Below are 17,514 nucleotides of genomic sequence, written 5' to 3'. Positions count from 1 at the left end.
CTAACAATCGCCGCCGCCAGGAGCCCGAGGAGGACCGCTCGTGACCCCACGCCGGCCAAGAATGCCCGGACGGCTGTTAGCAGTCGCCGCCCTGACCGCAGCGCTGATCCCCGGAGTCGCCGGGGCCGCGTCGGCCGGGCCGGAACCCGGGCAGGCCGCGATCCCCGGCTATCTGATCCAGTCCTCGGCCAAGGTGCCCGACGACGCCTCGGTGTCGAAGCCCGGTTTCGACGCCAAGGGCTGGTACCCGGTCGGCTCGCAGTCGACGGTGTACGCCGGGCTGCTCGCCAACGGCCGCTACTCCGACCCGTTCTACTCCACGAACATGAAGAACGTGCCGGCCGCGGACTTCAAGGTGCCGTGGTGGTACCGCGCCGACATCAAGGTCGCCGACCCGTCCCAGCGCACCTACCTCGACGTCAGCGGCGTGCTGTCCAAGGCCGACGTCTGGGTCAACGGCGCCCGCGTCGCGACCAAGGACGAGGTCAACGGCCCCTACACCCGGCACGACCTCGACGTGACCAAGCAGGTGCACGAGGGCGTCAACAGCGTCGCGTTCAAGGTCTACCCGAACGACCCGAACAACGACCTGTCGATGGGCTGGATCGACTGGGCGCAGACCCCGCCGGACCAGAACATGGGGCTCGCGCGCGAGGTCGTCGTCCGGCACAGCGGGCCGGTCGCGCTCCGCGGCGCGCACGTCGTCACGAAGCTGAACGTGCCCGCGCTCGACCACGCCGACCTCACCGCGAAGGCCGACGTCCGCAACGACTCCGACGAGCCGGTCCGCACCACGGTGTCCGGCACCGTCGCGGGCAAGCCGGTGAGCCAGGACGTTTCCCTTGCCGCGCACGAAAAGAAGACCGTCACCTTCCCGGTGATCGGCGTCGACAAGCCGCTGGTGTGGTGGCCCGCCGGCATGGGCGGCCAGCCGATGCAGCAGCTGGACCTCACCGCGAGCGTCAGCGGGACCACGTCCGACGCGAGCCACTCCAGCTTCGGCATCCGCGACGTCAAGGCTCCGCTGAACTCCAGCGGCGGACGGCAGTATGTCGTCAACGGCAAGCCGCTGATGATCAAGGGCGGCGGCTGGTCCCCCGACCTGCTGCTGCGCTGGGACGCGGGCCGGGCGGCGGACAAGCTCGCCTACGTCAAGAACCTCGGCCTCAACACGGTGCGGCTCGAGGGCCACATCGAACCCGACGCGTTCTTCGACCTCGCGGACCGGATGGGCGTGCTGACCATGCCCGGCTGGGAATGCTGCGACAAGTGGGAAGGCCAGGTCAACGGCGACGAGAAGGGCGAGCCCTGGACCGAGGCCGACTACCCGATCGCCAAGGCGTCGATGACCGCCGAGGCCGAGCGGCTGCGCGACCACCCGAGCGTGCTGTCCTTCCACATCGGCAGCGACTTCGCGCCCGACGCGCGGATCGAAAAGGGCTACCTCGACGCGTTGTCGGCGGCGGACTGGCCCGCGGCGGTGATCTCCGCGGCGTCGGCCAAGGCGTCGCCGAAGCTCGGCCCGTCCGGGATGAAGATGAACGGCCCGTACGACTACGTCCCGCCGAACTACTGGTACGACAAGGCGCACAAGGACGCGGGCGGCGCGTGGAACTTCAACTCCGAGACCAGCGCCGGGCCGGACATCCCGACGATGGACACGCTCAAGCGGATGATGACGCCCGCCGAGCTGGAAACGCTCTGGAAGAACCCGTCCGCGCCGCAGTACCACCGCTCCGAGTCGGAGACATTCGCCAACCTGAAAATCTTCGGCGACGCGCTGGCCGGCCGCTACGGCAAGCCGACGAGCCTGGACGACTTCGTCCGCAAGGCGCAGCTGGCGCAGTACGAGAACGTCCGCGCGGAGTTCGAATCGCACTCCCGCAACTTCACCGACTCGAAGGACCCGTCGACCGGGCTCATCTACTGGATGCTCAACAGCGGCTGGACGTCGCTGCACTGGCAGCTGTTCGACGCCTACCTCGACCAGAACGGCTCCTACTTCGGGGCCAAGAAGGCGAACGAGCCGCTGCACATCCAGTACTCGTACGACACCAAGTCGGCTGAGGTGGTCAACTCCACCACGAAGAAGGCGTCCGGCCTGACCGCCAGCGTCGAGCTGTTCAACACCGACGGCACGAAGAAGTTCTCGAAGACCAAGAAGAACTTCTCGGTCAACGGCGGCGGCGCGCACGCGAAGGCGCTCGACATCGGTTCGGTCAGCGGGCTTTCCTCGACCTACCTGGCGAAGCTGGTGCTCACCGATTCGGCGGGCAAGGAGGTCAGCCGGAACGTGTACTGGCTGTCCACCAAGGACGACAAGCTCAACTGGAGCAAGTCGGACTGGTACTACACGCCGACGTCGTCCTACGCGGACCTGTCCGGGCTGTCGAAGCTGGGCGCGGCGAAGGTGGCCACCGCGGCGACCTCCGCTCCGGGTCCGGACGGCACCACCGTCACCACGGTGAAGCTCACCAACACCTCGTCGGGCAAGACCCCGGCGTTCATGGTGGACATGCACCTGGTGGACAGCACGGGCACGCCGGTGCTCCCGGTGTCCTGGTCGGACAACCAGGTCAGCCTGTGGCCGGGCGAATCGGTGACGCTCACCGCCACCTACCGCACGGCCGACCTGCACGGTTCGGCTCCGTCGGTGCGGGTCGCGGGCTGGAACACCGGCACGCAGACCGTCCACGCGTAAGCGCGGCGGGGCTAGCGGACCTGGTTCGCTAGCCCCACAGCCGCCGCTGTCCGGAATCCGGATCGGACACGGTCGTGCTCACGTCGTCGAACAACCGGGTCACGCGGTCCTCGGGGGTGTAAGCCGCCCAGCCGGGATCGCCGGTCGCCACGAACCGGACCCACGTCCCGAACATCTCCTCCGCCATCGCCCGCAGCCGTTCCGGATCGGGGCGGGCGATGGCGAAGAGGAAGCGCCAATTCGGGTTGCGGACGTCGTCGAACACGAACGGCAGGTCCACCCCGTGCGCCGCGCCGAGGCCCTTCCCGCGCGGCGCGATCCGCCAGTCCAGCCGGTACATCCACGCCGTGCCGCCCGCCGCGTGCTGGGTTTCGGCCAGCCGGATCGCCGGCAGCCACCAGTCCCCCGCCGTGCGGACGCGGTTCACCAGCTGGTCCTCCGGCCAGTCCGGCAGCAGTTCGCGGTACGCCTCGGTCATCCGCGCGATCGCGTCCGGTTCGAGCATCGTCGATCCGGTGCCGAGCAGTTTCGCGCCGCCGGTTTGCAGCCAGGAGAACAGGTCCTGCTCGTCGGCCGTGGTGCCGGTGAGGATCCGGACTTCCCGGGCCGCGCCGTCCGCGACCGCTTCGCCGGGCCGCTGCGGCAGGAGATCTCTGTCCACGACCGCCCGGTACGTCACGAGCGTGCCGAGTTGAGCGGTGACCCGTTGCTGCGCGGTCAAAATCTCCGTGACCGGCAGCGTGCGCAGGTCGCCATCGCCCAGTTCGGCCAGCACCGTCTCGCCGACTGCTTCCGCCTCTGCCGGAGTGTGCACGACGGAACCGACCCCGGTGCCGCTCTGCACGATCGCCTGGCTGAACAGCCCTTTCGCGGCCGGAACCGCCAGCAAGGTCCCGACCGTGCGGCCGCCGTTGGACTGCCCGGCGAGCGTCACGCGCCGCGGGTCGCCGCCGAACGCGGCCACGTTGTCGCGGACCCATTCCAGCGCCAGCACTTGGTCGTGCAGCGAGAGATTCCCGTCGGAAACGCCAGGCAGCCGGAGCATGCCGAGCACTCCGAGCCGGTACGCGACGGTCACGACGACCACGCCGCGGCGGGCGTACGCGGACGCGTCGAACTGGTGCGGCGCGCCCATCACCCCGCCCCCGCCGTGGATCCACACCAGCACCGGGTACGAACCGGGTGCTTCAGGCGCGTAGACGTTGACGTACAGGCAGTCCTCGTCGCCGACGAAGCGTTTCCCGGTCACGTCGGGCTGCGGGGCCTTGGCCGCGAATTCCGTCGCGTCGCGCACCCCGGTCCAGGAGGCCGCCGGCACCGGCGGGCGGAACCGCAGCTCCCCCACCGGCGGCTCCGCGAACGGCACCCCCAGGAAAAACCCGACTCCGTCCCGCACCTCGCCGCGGACGGCACCGGCCCGCGTCTCCACCGTCGTCACGAACCGCAGCCTAACGCTGGCCCCCGCGCGTGCTCCGGGACCGCAGGCGATGATTGTCCGGTGGAAATCGCAGCGGAATTGGTGGCGCTGGTCCTGACGGTTCTCCTGGTGACCGTCGTCGCGCGCCGGATGGACTGGTCGGCTCCGCTGTGCCTGGTCGCGGTCGGCGTCGGGGTGTCGTTCGTCCCCGGGGTGCCGCAGTACGAACTGGACCCGGAGATCGTCCTCATCGGGCTGCTGCCGCCGCTGCTGTACTCCGCGTCGATCCAGACGTCGCTCGTCGCGTTCCGCAAGCTGCGCGGGCCGATCGCGCTGCTGTCGGTCGGGCTGGTGGTGTTCACCGCGTTCGGCGTCGGGCTGGTCGCCTGGCTGGTCGTGCCGGGATTGCCGCTGGCCGCAGGGATCGCGCTGGGCGCCGTCGTCGCGCCGCCGGATGCGGTGGCGGCGAGCGTGGTCGCCCGGCGGGTCGGGATGCCGCGCAAGCTCGTCCGGCTGCTGGAGGGCGAAAGCCTCTTCAACGACGCCGCCGCGCTCGTCGCGCTGCGGACCGCGATCGCGGCGATTGCCGGCGCGGTCAGCCTCTGGCAGGTCGGTCTCGACTTCCTCCTCGCGGCCGTCGGCGGGATCGTCGTCGGCTTCCTCGTCGGGCTGATCGTGACGTACGTGCGCGCGAAGCTGGAAGACACGATCACCGACACCGCGCTGTCGTTCGCGGTTCCCTTCGCGGCGTACCTGCTCGCCGAGGCGGTGCACGGATCCGGCGTGCTGGCGGTGGTCGTCACCGGGCTGATCCAGGGGCACCAGACGCCGCGGATCCAGTCCGGGCCGTCGCGGCTGGCCAGCAGGCTGAACTGGGAAACCGTCCAGTTCCTGCTGGAGAACATGGTCTTCCTGCTGATCGGCCTGCAGGTGCGGGGCATCCTGCACGAGGTCGGCAAGAGCGGGCTGTCGGTGTGGCAGCTCGCTGGGATCTGCGCCGCGGTGCTCGCCGCGACGATCCTCACGCGGATGCTCTGGATGGTCGGCATCGGCGTGGTGAAACGGCTCCTGAAAACCTTGGGCCTGGAACGCGGCAAGGTGTGGCCGTGGCGCTATTCGGCGGTGATCGCGTGGGCCGGGATGCGCGGCGTGGTCACGCTCGCCGCCGCGTTCGTGCTGCCCGCGGACACCCCGCAGCGCGCGGTGCTCGTGCTGGCCGCGTTCGTCGTGGTGGCCGGGACGCTCGCGGTGCAGGGCATGACGCTGCCGCCGCTGATCCGCCGCCTGCGGCTGCCTCGGCCGGACCCGGCGGAGGACGCGTTGCAGGAAGCCGCCGTGCTGCACGACATGACCCGCGCCGCGCTCGCGAAGCTGGAGGAACTGCGCCGCCCGGAAGACCCGCCCGAGGTGATCGAGCGGCTGCGCGACCGGTTGCAGGACCGGTCCGACTCCGCGTGGGAACAGCTCGGCAGGCAGAGCACGCTCGCGGAAACCCCCAGCGACGCCTACCGTCGGCTGCGCGTCCAGCTGCTCGAAGCCGAACGCGACGTGTTCCTGAAGGCACGGGACCGGGGCAGTGCCGACGACGCGGTGCTGCGCCGCGTGCTGGCTCGCCTCGACATCGAAGAATCCATGCTCGACCGCGACGAGGAGGAACCCCCGGTGGCCGAACGCGAACTCAGCACGCCCGCCGCCACGGCCGGGTCCTGCAAGCACCTCAGCCACACATGGCCGGACAAGGAGCCCAGCACCCGGGATTCCTGCGCCGAATGCGTCGAGGCCGGGATGACCTGGGTGCACCTGCGGATGTGCCTCAAGTGCGGGCACGTCGCGTGCTGCGACTCGTCGCCGGGCAAGCACGCCTCGCAGCACTTCCACGAAACCCTGCACCCGGTGATGCGCAGCTTCGAGCCGGGCGAGACGTGGCGGTGGTGCTTCGTGGACAAGCAACTCGGGTGAGCCGACCGGTTAGGGTCGGGGCATGAGCACGCCCGAACAGGAAGTCGAGTACCGCCAGCACCGCTTCAGCCCGCCCTCGGGCGCCACCGAGATTTTCCTGGTGCGCCACGGGGAATCGATGCCGCAACGGCTCAGCGAGCCGTTCGATCTCGTCGACGGCCAGGCCGACCCGGACCTCGCGCCGGAAGGCCGCGACCACGCCGCGCGCGTAGGCGAGCGGCTTGCGTCGGAGCGCATCGAAGCGCTGTACGTGACTACGTTGCGGCGCACCGCGCAGACCGCCGCGCCGCTGGCGGAAAAGCTCGGCCTCACCCCGGCCGTCGAGCCGGACCTGCGCGAGATCCACCTCGGCGAATGGGAGAACGGGCTGTTCCGCAAGCACACCGCCGAGGGGCATCCGCTCGCGCGGAAGCTGTGGGAAGAACAGCGGTGGGACGTCCTGCCCGGCGCGGAATCCGACGAGGCGTTCGGCCTGCGGATCCGGGCCGCCATCACCCGCATCGCCGCGGCGCACCCGGACCAGCGGGTCGCGGTGTTCACCCACGGCGGCGTGATCGGCGAGGCGTTCGCGCAGGCGAGCCGCGCGCTGGAGCGGTTCGCGTTCCTGGGCGCGGACAACGGCTCGATCTCGCACCTCGTGGTGCACGGCGAGAACTGGCTGATCCGCGGCTTCAACGACCGGTCTCACTTGGCCGCCCCGCTCGGCTGAGCGCGCTCGTCGCGGCGGACGAACCCCGCCGCGACGAGCTGTACCGTCACCAGCACCGCGATCGCCTCCGCGGCCAGCAGCCCGATGAGCACCAGCACCTGCGTCGTCCCGGCCTGGAGCGGGCTCGCCCCGCCCAGCAGCACGCCGACGTACGCGCCCGGCAAGGTCACCAGGCCGACCGTCCGGGTCTGATCGAGCGCCGGGATCAACGCGTGTCCCGCCGACGGACGGCAGATCTCCAACGCGGCGTGCCGGGGCAGAAGTCCCAGCGCCAGCGCGGCTTCGTACTCGCCGCGGCGTTGCTTGAGTTCGTCGAGCGCCCGGCGGGCCGCCTGCGAGGTCGCGGTCATCGAGCCGCCGATCACGATCCCCGCGACCGGCACGACGGCGATCGGCTTCGCCGGAACGACACCGGACCCCAGCACGAGCGCCAGCACCGGAAGCACGCCGGACGCCAGCGAAAGCGCGACCCACCCGATCCGCCGCGGCACCCCGATCCGGCCGGCGGACGTCGCGGCGGCGATGGAGAACATCGCGAGGACGAACAGGCCGGTCAGCCAGCCCGACCGCAGGATCACCGTGATGACCAGCGAAACGAGCGCGAGCTGCGCGACGGCGCGGACAGCCGCGACGAGCACCGCCCGCCCCTGCCCGAGCTGCCCGAACCGGACGACCGCCGCGCCCGCGAGCGCCAGCACCACGAGCACGGCGATCAGCGCGGGCCCGAATCCGATCGCACCGTTCACGGAGGTGATCCTGCCGCAGAGCCGGGTTCGGGGCGGTGAAGCGGGCCGCTTTCGCTGGTTGACGCTGCGGGGCTTCCCGGGCAGGCGCGGCGGAGGTTCGTGAGGACAGCTTGGTGTGCTGGCGAGTGGACGGGCTCGCTATGCCACCTGCGCGGCCCGGCGAGCTTCAAGCCTCCCTGGTCACACGCTTCCGCGAGAACAACTCGGCGCGCTGCAGCCGGGCGGGATCCGTCCCGCCGATGCCAGCGCGGCCCCGGAGAGCTTCGCCCCGCCCCGATCAAGCGCTTCCGCGAGAGCAACTCGGCGTGCCGCAAGCGGGCGGGGTCCGCTCTGCCGATCCCCCGCGGCCTTCCAGCCCGAGTCAGGCGCTGCAGCTGAGCTGCCGCCCCTCCCCGGCCACCGATTTCTCCGCGACCACCTGCCCGTCCACCCGGATCCGGCACAGCAGCGCCCCGGTGCTCTGCGCGACCAGGCTGCTGAACACCGGCTGCTCGGCGGGAGCCTTCCGCTGCACGGTCACCGACCAGGGCAGCCGCACCTCGGCCTGTTGTTCGAGGTCGCCGCCGGTCGCGACGTAGGTGAGGTTGTGCGCGACGTCCTCGCCGGCCAGTTCGTAGACGACCGTGCGGGTCACCTCGCGCACGATCGCGGGTTCGACGGTGACCGACGGCACCGACGCGGCCGGTGCGGGCCGGTCCGGGGTCGCTTTCGGCATGACGTACCACGCGACAGTGACCGCGACGGCGATGACGCCGACCACGACCACCGCGCTTCCGAGCGGCCGCAGCCTGCCCGATTCCCCCCGGGCCGCCGTGGGCCGGGTCGCGCCAGGAACACCCATGGAGAGGTCTTCTCTTCTCGAGCGCACTTCCCGCGAGTGCGACGTCTGGTTCTTCGCCAGACCGTTACACGGCGTTAGCCAACCCGAGAAAATCAGCTCCATTTCACCCTGATGGGGGTAGGGGACGTGCGCGTACGAGCACGATCACCACGCACGATGCCGATGACGCTCGCGCATCCCCCGGTTGACGCAGGGTGATCAGTCGACGAGCCCGGCGTCGGCCAGCATCCGCAGCACGCGCTGTCCGGCGGGCGGGCAGGCGGCGGCGTCCGCGGCGCGCAGCCAGGCGGCCTCGGCGATCTCCGCCGACGGCTCCGGTTCGCCGGCGTGGTCGGCGGTGTAGCAGGTCATCCGGACGCGGCGGCCGTCGGCGAATCCGTCCGCCTGCTCGTCGAGCAGCGCGAAGAAACGGAAGCTGAGCGGGTCGAGCGCGACGCCCAGTTCCTCGCGGATCTCCCGGCACAGCCCCTCGACGTCGCCCTCCCCCGGTTCGCGCTTGCCGCCGGGGAGATAGAACTTTTCCTTGCCGGTCGTGCGGACGGACAGCAGCCGCCGGTCCCGCACGTGGACCCAGGCCAGGGCATCGATCGGGGTCATGGGCGCCATTTTGTCGTACCCGCGAGGGATGATCGCGGGGTGTACTCGGAAAGCCCGCCGCCGCACTCGCTGCGCCGCCTCGTGCGGTGCCGCTGGGAGTCGGCCGAGCCCGGCCCGAAGCGGATCGTCCCGGACGGCTGCGTGGACCTGGTCGCCGGCGCCGGCCAGGTTTTCGTGGCCGGGCCGGACACGACTGCGTGGACGTCGGTGTTCCCGCCCGGCACGCGGCTGCGCGGTCTGCGCTTCCGGCCGGGAGCGGCGGCCGCGATGCTCGGCGTGGGCGCGGACGAACTGCGCGACAGCCGCGTCTCGCTGCCGGACCTGTGGAACCGCCGCGGCGCAGCTCTCGCCGACGAAATCCTCAGCGGCCGCGACCTCGCCGACGCGATGGCCGACATCGCGACGGAGCAGGCAGCTGCCCCGGATCCGGTGGTGGAGCGGATGCTGGCGCGACTCGCCGCCGAGTCCGCCGGGATTCTGGGCCAAGGCGAAGGAGAAGCCCCCGCCGCGGGGCAATCGACGCACCCGGGCGTGCGACCGTCATCGAAAGCCGACCACTCCGCCTGGTCTCCGGCTCAACCGAGCCGAAGCGAACGGCAGGCACGTCGGCTTTTCACTCTCGCCGTCGGCTATGGACCGGCCACCTACCGCCGCATCCTGCGCCTGCAACGAGCCATCGCGCTCGCACCGGCCACCGCAACCCTCACCGAGCTGGCCGTCGCAGCCGGGTACTCCGATCAGCCGCACCTCACCCGCGAATGCCGCGCCCTCACCGGCCTCACCCCGGGCGCCTACTTCGCCGGGCGACTCACTCCGCCGCCAAATCCTGTTGGCGCGCAAGGAAATGCGCCGTCTCCACAGTAGCCGGATACAACGCCCGGTAATGCGCGTAAAACTCGTCGTACCGGTCCGCCCGGCCCGGATCCGGCTCGATCACCTCGGCAACCGGGTTCCACGCCTCGATATCCGGCTCCAACCCGATCGCCACCGCCGCCAGGTACGCGTCCCCGAAGCACGCGCCGACAGTTTCCGTCGGAAGATGCTGCGGCGTCCGGGTCACATCGCTGACGATCCCCGTCCACACCCGTCCCTGGGTGCCACCGCCGACCGCCACCAACCGGCGCGCGGGAGCGCCCATCGCGGAAAGGTTGTGCCGCACCCCGTATGCCGTCCCCTCCAACGCCGCGCGGTACAGCTCCGCCCGGCCGTGCGAGGTGGTCAGCCCGGCGATCAGCCCGCGCGCCAACGGATCCGGCACCGGAGTCCGCTCGCCCGCGAAGTACGGCAGCATCAGCAATCCGCGGCTGCCGGCCGGAACCCGACCGGCCGAAGCGACCAGCTCGGCGAAGTCGCCGTCGAAGAGTTCCCGCAGCCAGTCGGTGATCGCGCCGGACGTCGCCATCCCCGCCGCCAGCGAAAAGCTGCCCGGGAAAACCCCGCGCGTCGCCCACAGCCCGGACACCGGACGGGCCTCGGCGACGGCCTGGACGAGGAACATCGTGGTGCCGTACATGACCATCGTGTCGCCGGGGTCGCGCACGCCCGCGCTGGTCGCCTCGGCCCACGCGTCGATCGTGCCGCAGGTGACCGGCAATCCCGCCGGCAATCCGGTCTCGGCGGCCGCCGCGGCGGTGACGGTGCCGACGACCTCGGTCGGCCAGGCGAGCCGCGGCAGGTCGATCCCCGGCGCGACGAGCGCGGACCAGTCCTCCGCCCAGCCGCCCGCGCGCAGGTCGTACATCGGGTCGCACTGGCTCGCCGAATGGTGGTCGAGCACGTATTCGCCGGTCAGCCGCTGCACGAGGTACGAACTCGCCATCAGGAACTGCCGGGCCCGCGCGGCGACGTCGGATTCGTGCCGGTACAGCCACCGCCACTTCGGGCCGACCGCCTGGCTCGACAGCGCGCTCCCGCAGCGTTCCACAATGGACTCTTCGCCGAGTTCGGCGGTCAGCTCGGCGATTTCCGCCCCGGCCCGGGTGTCGACGCCGTAGAGAATCGCCGGGCGCAGCGGTCGGCCGTCGGCGTCCGCGGGCAGCAGCACGGGGCCGATGCCGCTCACCGCGAGCCCGGCGGGTTTCTCGCCGCCGGCCAGCAAATCGCGCACCAGCTCGGCGAACCCGGCCCACCACACGGTTTCGGCGTCGTGCTCGAACCAGCCGGGGCGCGGGCGGGAGGTGCTGTGCGGGCGGGCGGCGCGCGCCAGTACAGTGCCGTCCGCACCCACGAGGACGCCTTTCGAACTGGACGTGCCGATGTCGATGCCGAGCAACGGGCCCGGTTTCATCGCAGCACCCCCGGTAAGCGGACGGTAAACGATTACCGGGACGGTATTCTGCGGTCACCGGGGTGTCAAGGAAGCCAGGACGAGGAGGCTCGGTGGCCACGATCAGCGACGTCGCCGCCAGGGCAGGCGTCTCGACCGCCACGGTGTCGCGGACCCTGAACGGCAAGTCCACAGTGGACCCGGAGCTGGCCGCCCGGGTGCTCGAGGCCGCCGAGGAGCTCGGCTATCACCCGAACGGACTGGCGAGAAACCTGCGCCGCCAGGAAACCGCGGTGCTCGCGCTGATCATCTCCGACGTCGAGAACCCGTTCTTCACCTCGATCGCGCGCGGGGTCGAGGATCTCGCGCAGGTGTCCGGGTATTCCGTCGTGCTCTGCAATTCCGACGAGAACGAGGACAAGGAGCGCCGGTACCTCGACGTCGCGCTGCAGGAACGCGTCGCGGGCGTGCTGCTCTCCCCCACCGGGCCGACGACGAGCGTCACGCGGCTGCGCCGGCTCGGCATCCCGGTGGTCGCGGTCGACCGGCCGCTGCCCGGCACCGACGGCGACCAGGTGCTCGTCGACACCCGCCGCGCCGCGCGGCAGGCGGCCCGGCATCTCGTCGCGAACGGCTACCGGCGGGTGGCGTGCCTGACCGGACCGTCCGGCGTGCGCACCGCCGACGACCGGCTGTCGGGCTACCTCGACGCGGTCGGCGAGGAGAACGCGGTCTTCCGCCGCGCCGAATACCGCGCGGAAGGCGCCCGCCACGCCGCCGAGGACCTGCTGGACCAGCCGGAGCCGCCGGACGCGCTGCTGGTCGCCAACAGCACGATGGCGATCGGGGTGCTGGAGGCGCTCGCGGAACGGCGCCTGCGGGCCGGGCGCGACATCGGCATCGTCTCGTTCGACGACGCCCCGTGGACGACGCTCATCGACCCGCCGCTCACGGTCGTCGCGCAGCCCGCGTACGAGATCGGCCGGGTCGCCGCGCAATTGCTGCTGGCCCGCATCGCCGACAGCACCCGCGAGCCGGTCACCACGACCCTGGACGCGCAGCTGATCGACCGGCAGAGCTCGCACCGCTGACCGCACTCCCGCGCAACAACGGCACCCGGCGGGTCCTCGTGCGTGGCAATGCCGGTAAGAACCGTCCTTGCCGCCCACGAGAAGCCGCAGGAGGCCGGAGGACGGGACCGGCGTCCGAGAACATCCGGGGGCAGCGGACGATCCGGCGAGCCGGGAAGACCCGGCGAAACCCGCCGCAGACGTCCGAGGCGAGAGCGCGATCCGGGGGAAACGACGTGCCTGGCGGCCGGGCGGAGGTCCGCCGAGCCGCCAGGCACGCCCCACCCCCTGTCCCCCCAGCGTCCGCCGCGGACGGCGGAGCACGGGCCGCACCCGAGGGCGGGAAACCGATTACTCGTTCGCAACGTAAATCGGCGGTCCGGGAGTGTCAAGCACTCGAAAGCCTGGACAAGCCACCCGGTGCGGGGCAGACTGGCCCGAACTCGCCTACCCATCGTGTTGACTTCTGTGCGATGCGTGTCGATCTTTGGTGAATTCACCCACAAAAAGGCGAGAAACCGCACGAACCCGCACACACGCGCTAGGCTGAGCGTATGTCGATAGCGCTGGAGAACGTTCTCGCAAGAGCCGGCCTCAAAGCCGACGCGAACGAGTTTCTCACGCTCGTGGAGGACGCGGCCCGAAGGCTGTCGCCGCCCAACCCCGACCCCTCGCACTACTTCTCCCCCGACCAGCGCGCCGCGCTGACCGACGCGGGGCTCGACCTGAGCCCGCGCGACGAGGGCGAACCGGACTTCCGCGCGCGCACCGTCGCCGCGCACGCCGTGCTCGCCGATTCCGCGCTGTCGGTCGGCCAGGCCGCCGAGATGCTGAACGTCGACGACAGCCGGATCCGGCACCGCCTCAAGGAAGGCAGGCTCACCGGCTGGAAGGACCAGGGCTGGCGGCTGCCCGCGTGGCAGTTCAACGGCGCGGGCGTGCTGCCCGGCCTCGAAACCGTGCTGCGCGCCGTCCCCGAGGACCAGCCCGCGCTGGTCGTCGCCGCGTTCATGAACACCCCGCAGTCCGACCTGGTGATCAGCGACCGGCCGGCCACGCCGCGGCAGTGGCTGCTCGCCGGCGGCGACCCCGAGCAGGTGGCCCGGCTCGTCGCCACGCTCGGCTCGCCGTTCTGACCCGCTGACCTTCCCCGCCTGCGCGCCGCCCGCCCACCGCGGCGCAGGCCCGCCCCCTGCCCCGACACAGGACGGACGACCTCCCCCGCATGGCCCGGCTCCCCTCGCCTCCGGCGCGGTCTGCTCTGGTCAAGGGGCTGGACCGCAGCCACGACGTGGTTTCGGTGCAGCCCGAGACCCGGCTGGTCCGCATCTTCACCGCACACGGCAACCATCCGCAGCAGTGGAACACCTTCCGCTACACCGGCCCGCTCCCGCACGGCCGGTTCGACCAGCAGCAGCCCGGCCGCGGCGGCCGTCCGGTCACCGACCCGGGCAACGGCGTGCTGTACTTCGGCCTGACCGTGCGCACGAGCGTCGCCGAGGTGTTCCAGACGACCTCGACGGTCGACCGCACGACGCGCGGCCCGCGGCTGGTCGTGGTGCGCCCGACGCGCGTGCTGCGACTGCTCGACCTCACCGGGCTGTGGCCCACCCGGGTCGGCGCGTCGCAGGAGATCTCCAGCGGCCCGAAAAAGATCACCCAGGCGTGGGCGCGGGCGATCCGCGGCGCGATGCCGGACCTCGACGGGCTCTGGTACCGCTCGTCGATGGACGCGGGCAAGCCCTCGTTGTGCCTGTGGGACCCGCCCGCGGGCGCGGCGCTGCCGATCGCCCCGGACGTCCTGCTTCCGCTGGACCATCCGGGGCTCGACGTGCCGCTCGGGCGGGTGTGCGAGGAGCTGAACTACACGCTGCTCAGCTGAGGTGCCGGGACCACCAGGCCAGCACCGCCTCGAACCGCTGCACCCGGTGCCGCGGCTTGCCGGAGCGCGTCAGCTCGTGCCCCTCGCCGGGGAACAGCAGGAACTCCGTCTCGACGCCGGCCTGGCGCAGCGCCACGAACTGCCGCTGCGCCTGCTCCAGCGGGCACCGCCAGTCCTGCTCGGAATGCACGACGGCGAACGGGATCCGCACGTCGGCGGCGTAGCTGAGCGGGCTGCGGCGCCGCTGCTCGTCGGGGTCCGCGCCGACGTAGCCCTCGGTGAAGTAGTAGCCGATGTCGGAGCTGCCCGCGAAGGAGTCCCACGCGTTCACCGCGCGCTCGCTCCACGCCGCGCGGAACCGGTCCGGGTGCTTCGCGGCGACCCAGCTCGTCATGAACCCGCCGTAGGAACCGCCCATGATCCCGGTCCGCGACGCGTCGAGGTCCGGCCGCTCCAGCGCCTTGTCGAGCAGGGCGAGCACGTCGTCGACGTCGACGGTGCCCATGTTGTGCACGACCGAAGTACCGTGCGACTGCCCGTATCCGGCCGATCCGCGCGGGTTGCCGAGCACGACGGCGAACCCGGCCGACGCGTACACCTGCGCCTCGTCGAACACCGTCCATTCCTGCTGGGCGAACGGCCCGCCGTGCACCACGCGCAGCACCGGGTGCGGGCCCTCGCCGTCGGGAAGGACGAGCCAGCCGTGCACCGGGTAGCCGTCCGGCGCGGTCGTTTCGAGCTCCACGACCTCGCAAAGACCCTTGTCCCGCAACGGCTTCGAGTAATCGGTGAGCACGCGCGGGCCGTCTAAGCCGAGCACCACCAGCTCGCCCGCAGTGTCCAAATCGGCCACTACCGCGACAACCGTGTCGCCGTCCGCGGCGAATCCGTGGACCGCCGAATGCCCGGCGTGCAGCACGCGCAAGTCGCCGAGCTTCGCACCGTCGGCGTCCGTCTGGACCGCGCGCAGTTCCACCGCACCGCGGTTGCGCACCGCGACCAGGACCTCATCGCCGAGCGGAAGCGCCGGGCCGGAGCCGGGCTCGACGTCGACGGTCTCCACATCGGTCAGCCGCCGCGGTTTCCCGTCCGGCACGACTGCGTAGAGCCCGATGTTGGAAGCGACGACGACACCGTCCTCATGGGACGTGCCGAAGAAGTAGAGCGTGCCGTCCGACGCGTACACCGGCTGATCGGCGTACCCGGCGCAAGCGGCCAGCACCTCGGGGGCGCCACCGTCGACCGGGAACGCGACGAGGTCGTGCTCGCGCGTTTCCGTCCGGTCGAAGTCGTGCGGCACGGTCACGACCACCCGCTCGCCGTCCGGCGTCCAGACCGGCTGGTTCACGCTGTAGTCGCGCGGCGTCACCGCTTCCGGCTCGCCCTCTTCGAAGGTGTCGAGCACGTACAGCCGCTTGGGCCGGTCGCGCAGGAAGCCGACGTTGTCGATGCGGTAGTCGAGCCGCGTGATCAGCCGCGGCGCCTCGGCGGCGGGCTCCGGCGTGCGCTCGTCGGCGTCCTCGGTGCCGTAGCGGCCCGGCTCGGCTTCCCGCGCGGTGAACGCGAGCCAGCGCGAATCCGGGGCCCACACCGGCGCGTCCGCACCGAGGTGCAGCGACGTGAGCTTCCGCGATTCGCCGCCGTCGACGGGCATCACGTGCACCTGCGGACTGCCTTCCGCGCCCTTGCCGTCGCCGGCGCGCAGGAACGCGACCCACCGGCCGTCCGGCGAAATGGCCGGCGACGAATCGCGCGGACCTTGCGTCCACGGCGATTCGCCGCCGGACAGCGAGATCCGCCGGATCGCGCTGCGGTACTGATCGGTTTCCAGGTCGGGGCTGCTCACCGCGGCGAGCAGGAGATCACCGCGCAGCGCGGGACGGCCGGGGACGGCGAGGACTTCGATGTCGGCAGGACGCATGCCGACGACCGTACCCGATCCTTAGCAAGGCAAACGACCTATTTCGCCTCTACCGCCCGGCGTTCGTCGCGCTTGGCCTTCGCCAGGCTCAGCACCGTGGTGACGGTGAGGACCACGACGATCACGCCGAGGGACATCCAGTTGTTGATGTCCAGCCAGTCCGGCGCGAGGTGGTACTCGTGCAGCGCGTGGATCACGAGCTTGGCCCCGATGAAGGCGAGGATCACCGCGAGGCCGTAGCTGAGGTACACGAGCTTCGTGACCAGCCCGCCGAGCAGGAAGTACAGCTGCCGCAGGCCCATCAGCGCGAACGCGTTGGCGGTGAAGACCAGGAACGCCTCCTGGGTGATCCCGAAGATCGCCGGGATGGAGTCCACCGCGAACAGCAGGTCGGCCGAGCCGATCGCGACGATCACCAGCAGCATCGGGGTGATCTTCCGCTTGCCGTCTTCCTTCACCAGGTACTTGTGGCCGCGGTAGTCGTCGGTGACCGGGTAGAGCTTGCGCACCCAGCGGGTGAGCGCGTTCTCGTGGTACTCCTCCTCGTCGCCGTTGCCGCGCAGCATGCTGATCGCGGTCCAGACGAGCACCGCGCCGAAGACGAAGAACACCCACACGAACTGGTTGATCAGCGCCGCGCCGACCGCGATGAACACGCTCCGCATGCCCAGCGCGAGCAGGATCCCGACGAGCAGCACGCGGTGCTGGTGGATCGCGGGCACCTTGAACGAGGTCATGATGATCATGAAGATGAACAGGTTGTCCACGCTCAGCGAGTACTCGGTGATGTACCCGGTGAAGAACTGGACGCCCGGGTCGTGCCCGGCGAAGAACCAGATCCCCGCTCCGAACAGGACGGCGCAGGCGACGTAGAAGATCACCCAGCGAGCGGCCTCGCCGGTGGTCACCTCGTGCGGCTTGTGGTCGACGATCACCAGGTCGATGGCGATCAGCGCGAGCAGCCCGCCGACTGTCGCGAACCACAGCCACAGGGGGACGGTCATCTCAGAAACCTCCGGATAGTGCGCAGCAGCAACTAACCGGAGGTCTCTCCCGCCGGTGCGAAACCGGCCGACGGTGCCGGGGACCTCGGCGAATGACTCGCCGGGTGCACCGTGCTGACGACACCGCCGCGAAGGAATACTCCCCTCACAGCGCGTTCAGTCTGCCGGTTACGGGCTGCGAACGCCAGCCGGGGTTGCCCACATCACCGGACCGGCCGTGTTTTCTTCATCACCCCGGGCATCGGACAGGCGAACCGGCCGGATCCGGACACTCTTCGCACAGTGGGGCTCGTGAGTGGCAATGCCGGTTAGAACCGGGATTGCCACTCACGAGCCCAGCGTCCTCCGGGACCCTCGCGCGCAGTGGTCTTCGGCCCGCTCCACGACACCAAGAGGGTGAA

At 71.0% G+C, this 17,514-nt stretch carries 14 protein-coding genes; 7 read left to right on the top strand and 7 right to left on the bottom strand.

Translation table 11 applies throughout. From position 1 onward, the window contains the following. Positions 1-61: 61 nt before the first annotated feature. Positions 62-2,701: a glycoside hydrolase family 2 protein gene (locus tag EIZ44_RS14840; RefSeq protein ID WP_051729510.1), complete on the top strand. Its 2,640-nt coding sequence runs from the start codon at positions 62-64 to the stop codon at positions 2,699-2,701. A 28-nt stretch (positions 2,702-2,729) separates the two neighbouring features. Here the strand turns inward: EIZ44_RS14840 and EIZ44_RS14835 are convergent, their stop codons facing one another. Beyond that, entirely contained in the window at positions 2,730-4,139 is a 1,410-nt protein-coding gene (locus tag EIZ44_RS14835) for a carboxylesterase/lipase family protein (RefSeq protein ID WP_134729142.1), read from the bottom strand. Positions 4,140-4,199: 60 nt separating this feature from the next. Between EIZ44_RS14835 and EIZ44_RS14830 the strand changes: the two genes are divergently transcribed. Further along, positions 4,200-6,077 carry a Na+/H+ antiporter gene (locus EIZ44_RS14830; RefSeq protein WP_240691304.1) on the top strand — a complete coding sequence of 626 codons (1,878 nt, stop codon included), beginning with the start codon at positions 4,200-4,202 and terminating at the stop codon, positions 6,075-6,077. Between the two features lie 22 nt (positions 6,078-6,099). Further along, positions 6,100-6,786, top strand: coding sequence for a histidine phosphatase family protein (locus EIZ44_RS14825; protein WP_134729140.1), 687 nt, complete (start codon positions 6,100-6,102; stop codon positions 6,784-6,786). Here EIZ44_RS14825 and EIZ44_RS14820 read toward each other — a convergent pair. The 3 genes from EIZ44_RS14820 to EIZ44_RS14810 all read right to left on the bottom strand — a co-directional run bounded on the left by EIZ44_RS14820 (position 6,762) and on the right by EIZ44_RS14810 (position 8,970). Continuing rightward, positions 6,762-7,532: an ABC transporter permease gene (locus tag EIZ44_RS14820; protein ID WP_134729138.1), complete on the bottom strand. Its 771-nt coding sequence runs from the start codon at positions 7,530-7,532 to the stop codon at positions 6,762-6,764. The two genes, EIZ44_RS14825 and EIZ44_RS14820, sit on opposite strands and share 25 nt — an antisense overlap. A gap of 361 nt (positions 7,533-7,893) precedes the next feature. Next, positions 7,894-8,373 (bottom strand): MmpS family transport accessory protein, encoded by a 480-nt coding sequence (locus EIZ44_RS14815; protein WP_037818131.1) that lies wholly within the window; start codon positions 8,371-8,373, stop codon positions 7,894-7,896. Between the two features lie 198 nt (positions 8,374-8,571). Further along, entirely contained in the window at positions 8,572-8,970 is a 399-nt protein-coding gene (locus EIZ44_RS14810) for an NUDIX hydrolase (protein WP_037818130.1), read from the bottom strand. A gap of 39 nt (positions 8,971-9,009) precedes the next feature. On the opposite strand from EIZ44_RS14810, the gene EIZ44_RS14805 reads away from it, so the two are divergent. Beyond that, positions 9,010-9,834, top strand: a complete 825-nt coding sequence (locus tag EIZ44_RS14805; protein ID WP_051729507.1) for an AraC family transcriptional regulator — start codon at positions 9,010-9,012, stop codon at positions 9,832-9,834. Here the strand turns inward: EIZ44_RS14805 and EIZ44_RS14800 are convergent. After that, on the bottom strand, positions 9,779-11,257 hold the full coding sequence (locus tag EIZ44_RS14800) for an FGGY-family carbohydrate kinase (RefSeq protein ID WP_037818129.1): 1,479 nt from the start codon (positions 11,255-11,257) through the stop codon (positions 9,779-9,781). The two genes, EIZ44_RS14805 and EIZ44_RS14800, sit on opposite strands and share 56 nt — an antisense overlap. A gap of 92 nt (positions 11,258-11,349) precedes the next feature. Between EIZ44_RS14800 and EIZ44_RS14795 the strand changes: the two genes are divergently transcribed. The 3 genes from EIZ44_RS14795 to EIZ44_RS14785 all read left to right on the top strand — a co-directional run bounded on the left by EIZ44_RS14795 (position 11,350) and on the right by EIZ44_RS14785 (position 14,188). Next, positions 11,350-12,327 carry a LacI family DNA-binding transcriptional regulator gene (locus EIZ44_RS14795; RefSeq protein ID WP_134729136.1) on the top strand — a complete coding sequence of 326 codons (978 nt, stop codon included), beginning with the start codon at positions 11,350-11,352 and terminating at the stop codon, positions 12,325-12,327. Positions 12,328-12,860: 533 nt separating this feature from the next. Beyond that, positions 12,861-13,442 (top strand): hypothetical protein, encoded by a 582-nt coding sequence (locus EIZ44_RS14790; protein WP_037818127.1) that lies wholly within the window; start codon positions 12,861-12,863, stop codon positions 13,440-13,442. Between the two features lie 89 nt (positions 13,443-13,531). After that, the gene (locus EIZ44_RS14785) at positions 13,532-14,188 is read left to right on the top strand and encodes an RES family NAD+ phosphorylase (protein WP_037818125.1); all 657 of its coding nucleotides are present in this window, start codon (positions 13,532-13,534) and stop codon (positions 14,186-14,188) included. Here EIZ44_RS14785 and EIZ44_RS14780 read toward each other — a convergent pair. Together EIZ44_RS14780 and EIZ44_RS14775 are read right to left on the bottom strand one after the other, a co-directional pair. Next, on the bottom strand, positions 14,181-16,109 hold the full coding sequence (locus EIZ44_RS14780) for a S9 family peptidase (protein WP_134729134.1): 1,929 nt from the start codon (positions 16,107-16,109) through the stop codon (positions 14,181-14,183). The genes EIZ44_RS14785 and EIZ44_RS14780 overlap by 8 nt on opposite strands. A 38-nt stretch (positions 16,110-16,147) precedes the next feature. Further along, positions 16,148-17,113: a TerC family protein gene (locus tag EIZ44_RS14775; protein ID WP_134729132.1), complete on the bottom strand. Its 966-nt coding sequence runs from the start codon at positions 17,111-17,113 to the stop codon at positions 16,148-16,150. Between the last annotated feature and the right edge of the window lie 401 nt (positions 17,114-17,514).

The organism is Amycolatopsis nivea, assembly GCF_004522235.1.
In the GTDB taxonomy this organism is placed as follows: domain Bacteria; phylum Actinomycetota; class Actinomycetes; order Mycobacteriales; family Pseudonocardiaceae; genus Amycolatopsis; species Amycolatopsis nivea.
The sequence above is the reverse complement of the archived record's forward strand: the minus strand, read 5'-3'. Positions and strand labels throughout refer to the sequence as shown.

Bases quoted from the DNA above. Each gene is read 5' to 3' on its own strand.
- EIZ44_RS14790 (WP_037818127.1), top strand. From the start codon at position 12,861: ATGTCGATAGCGCTGGAGAACGTTCTCGCAAGAGCCGGCCTCAAAGCC.
- EIZ44_RS14810 (WP_037818130.1), bottom strand. From the start codon at position 8,970: ATGACCCCGATCGATGCCCTGGCCTGGGTCCACGTGCGGGACCGGCGG.
- EIZ44_RS14780 (WP_134729134.1), bottom strand. From the start codon at position 16,109: ATGCGTCCTGCCGACATCGAAGTCCTCGCCGTCCCCGGCCGTCCCGCG.
- EIZ44_RS14825 (WP_134729140.1), top strand. From the start codon at position 6,100: ATGAGCACGCCCGAACAGGAAGTCGAGTACCGCCAGCACCGCTTCAGC.
- EIZ44_RS14775 (WP_134729132.1), bottom strand. From the start codon at position 17,113: ATGACCGTCCCCCTGTGGCTGTGGTTCGCGACAGTCGGCGGGCTGCTC.
- EIZ44_RS14800 (WP_037818129.1), bottom strand. From the start codon at position 11,257: ATGAAACCGGGCCCGTTGCTCGGCATCGACATCGGCACGTCCAGTTCG.
- EIZ44_RS14785 (WP_037818125.1), top strand. From the start codon at position 13,532: ATGGCCCGGCTCCCCTCGCCTCCGGCGCGGTCTGCTCTGGTCAAGGGG.
- EIZ44_RS14840 (WP_051729510.1), top strand. From the start codon at position 62: ATGCCCGGACGGCTGTTAGCAGTCGCCGCCCTGACCGCAGCGCTGATC.
- EIZ44_RS14815 (WP_037818131.1), bottom strand. From the start codon at position 8,373: ATGGGTGTTCCTGGCGCGACCCGGCCCACGGCGGCCCGGGGGGAATCG.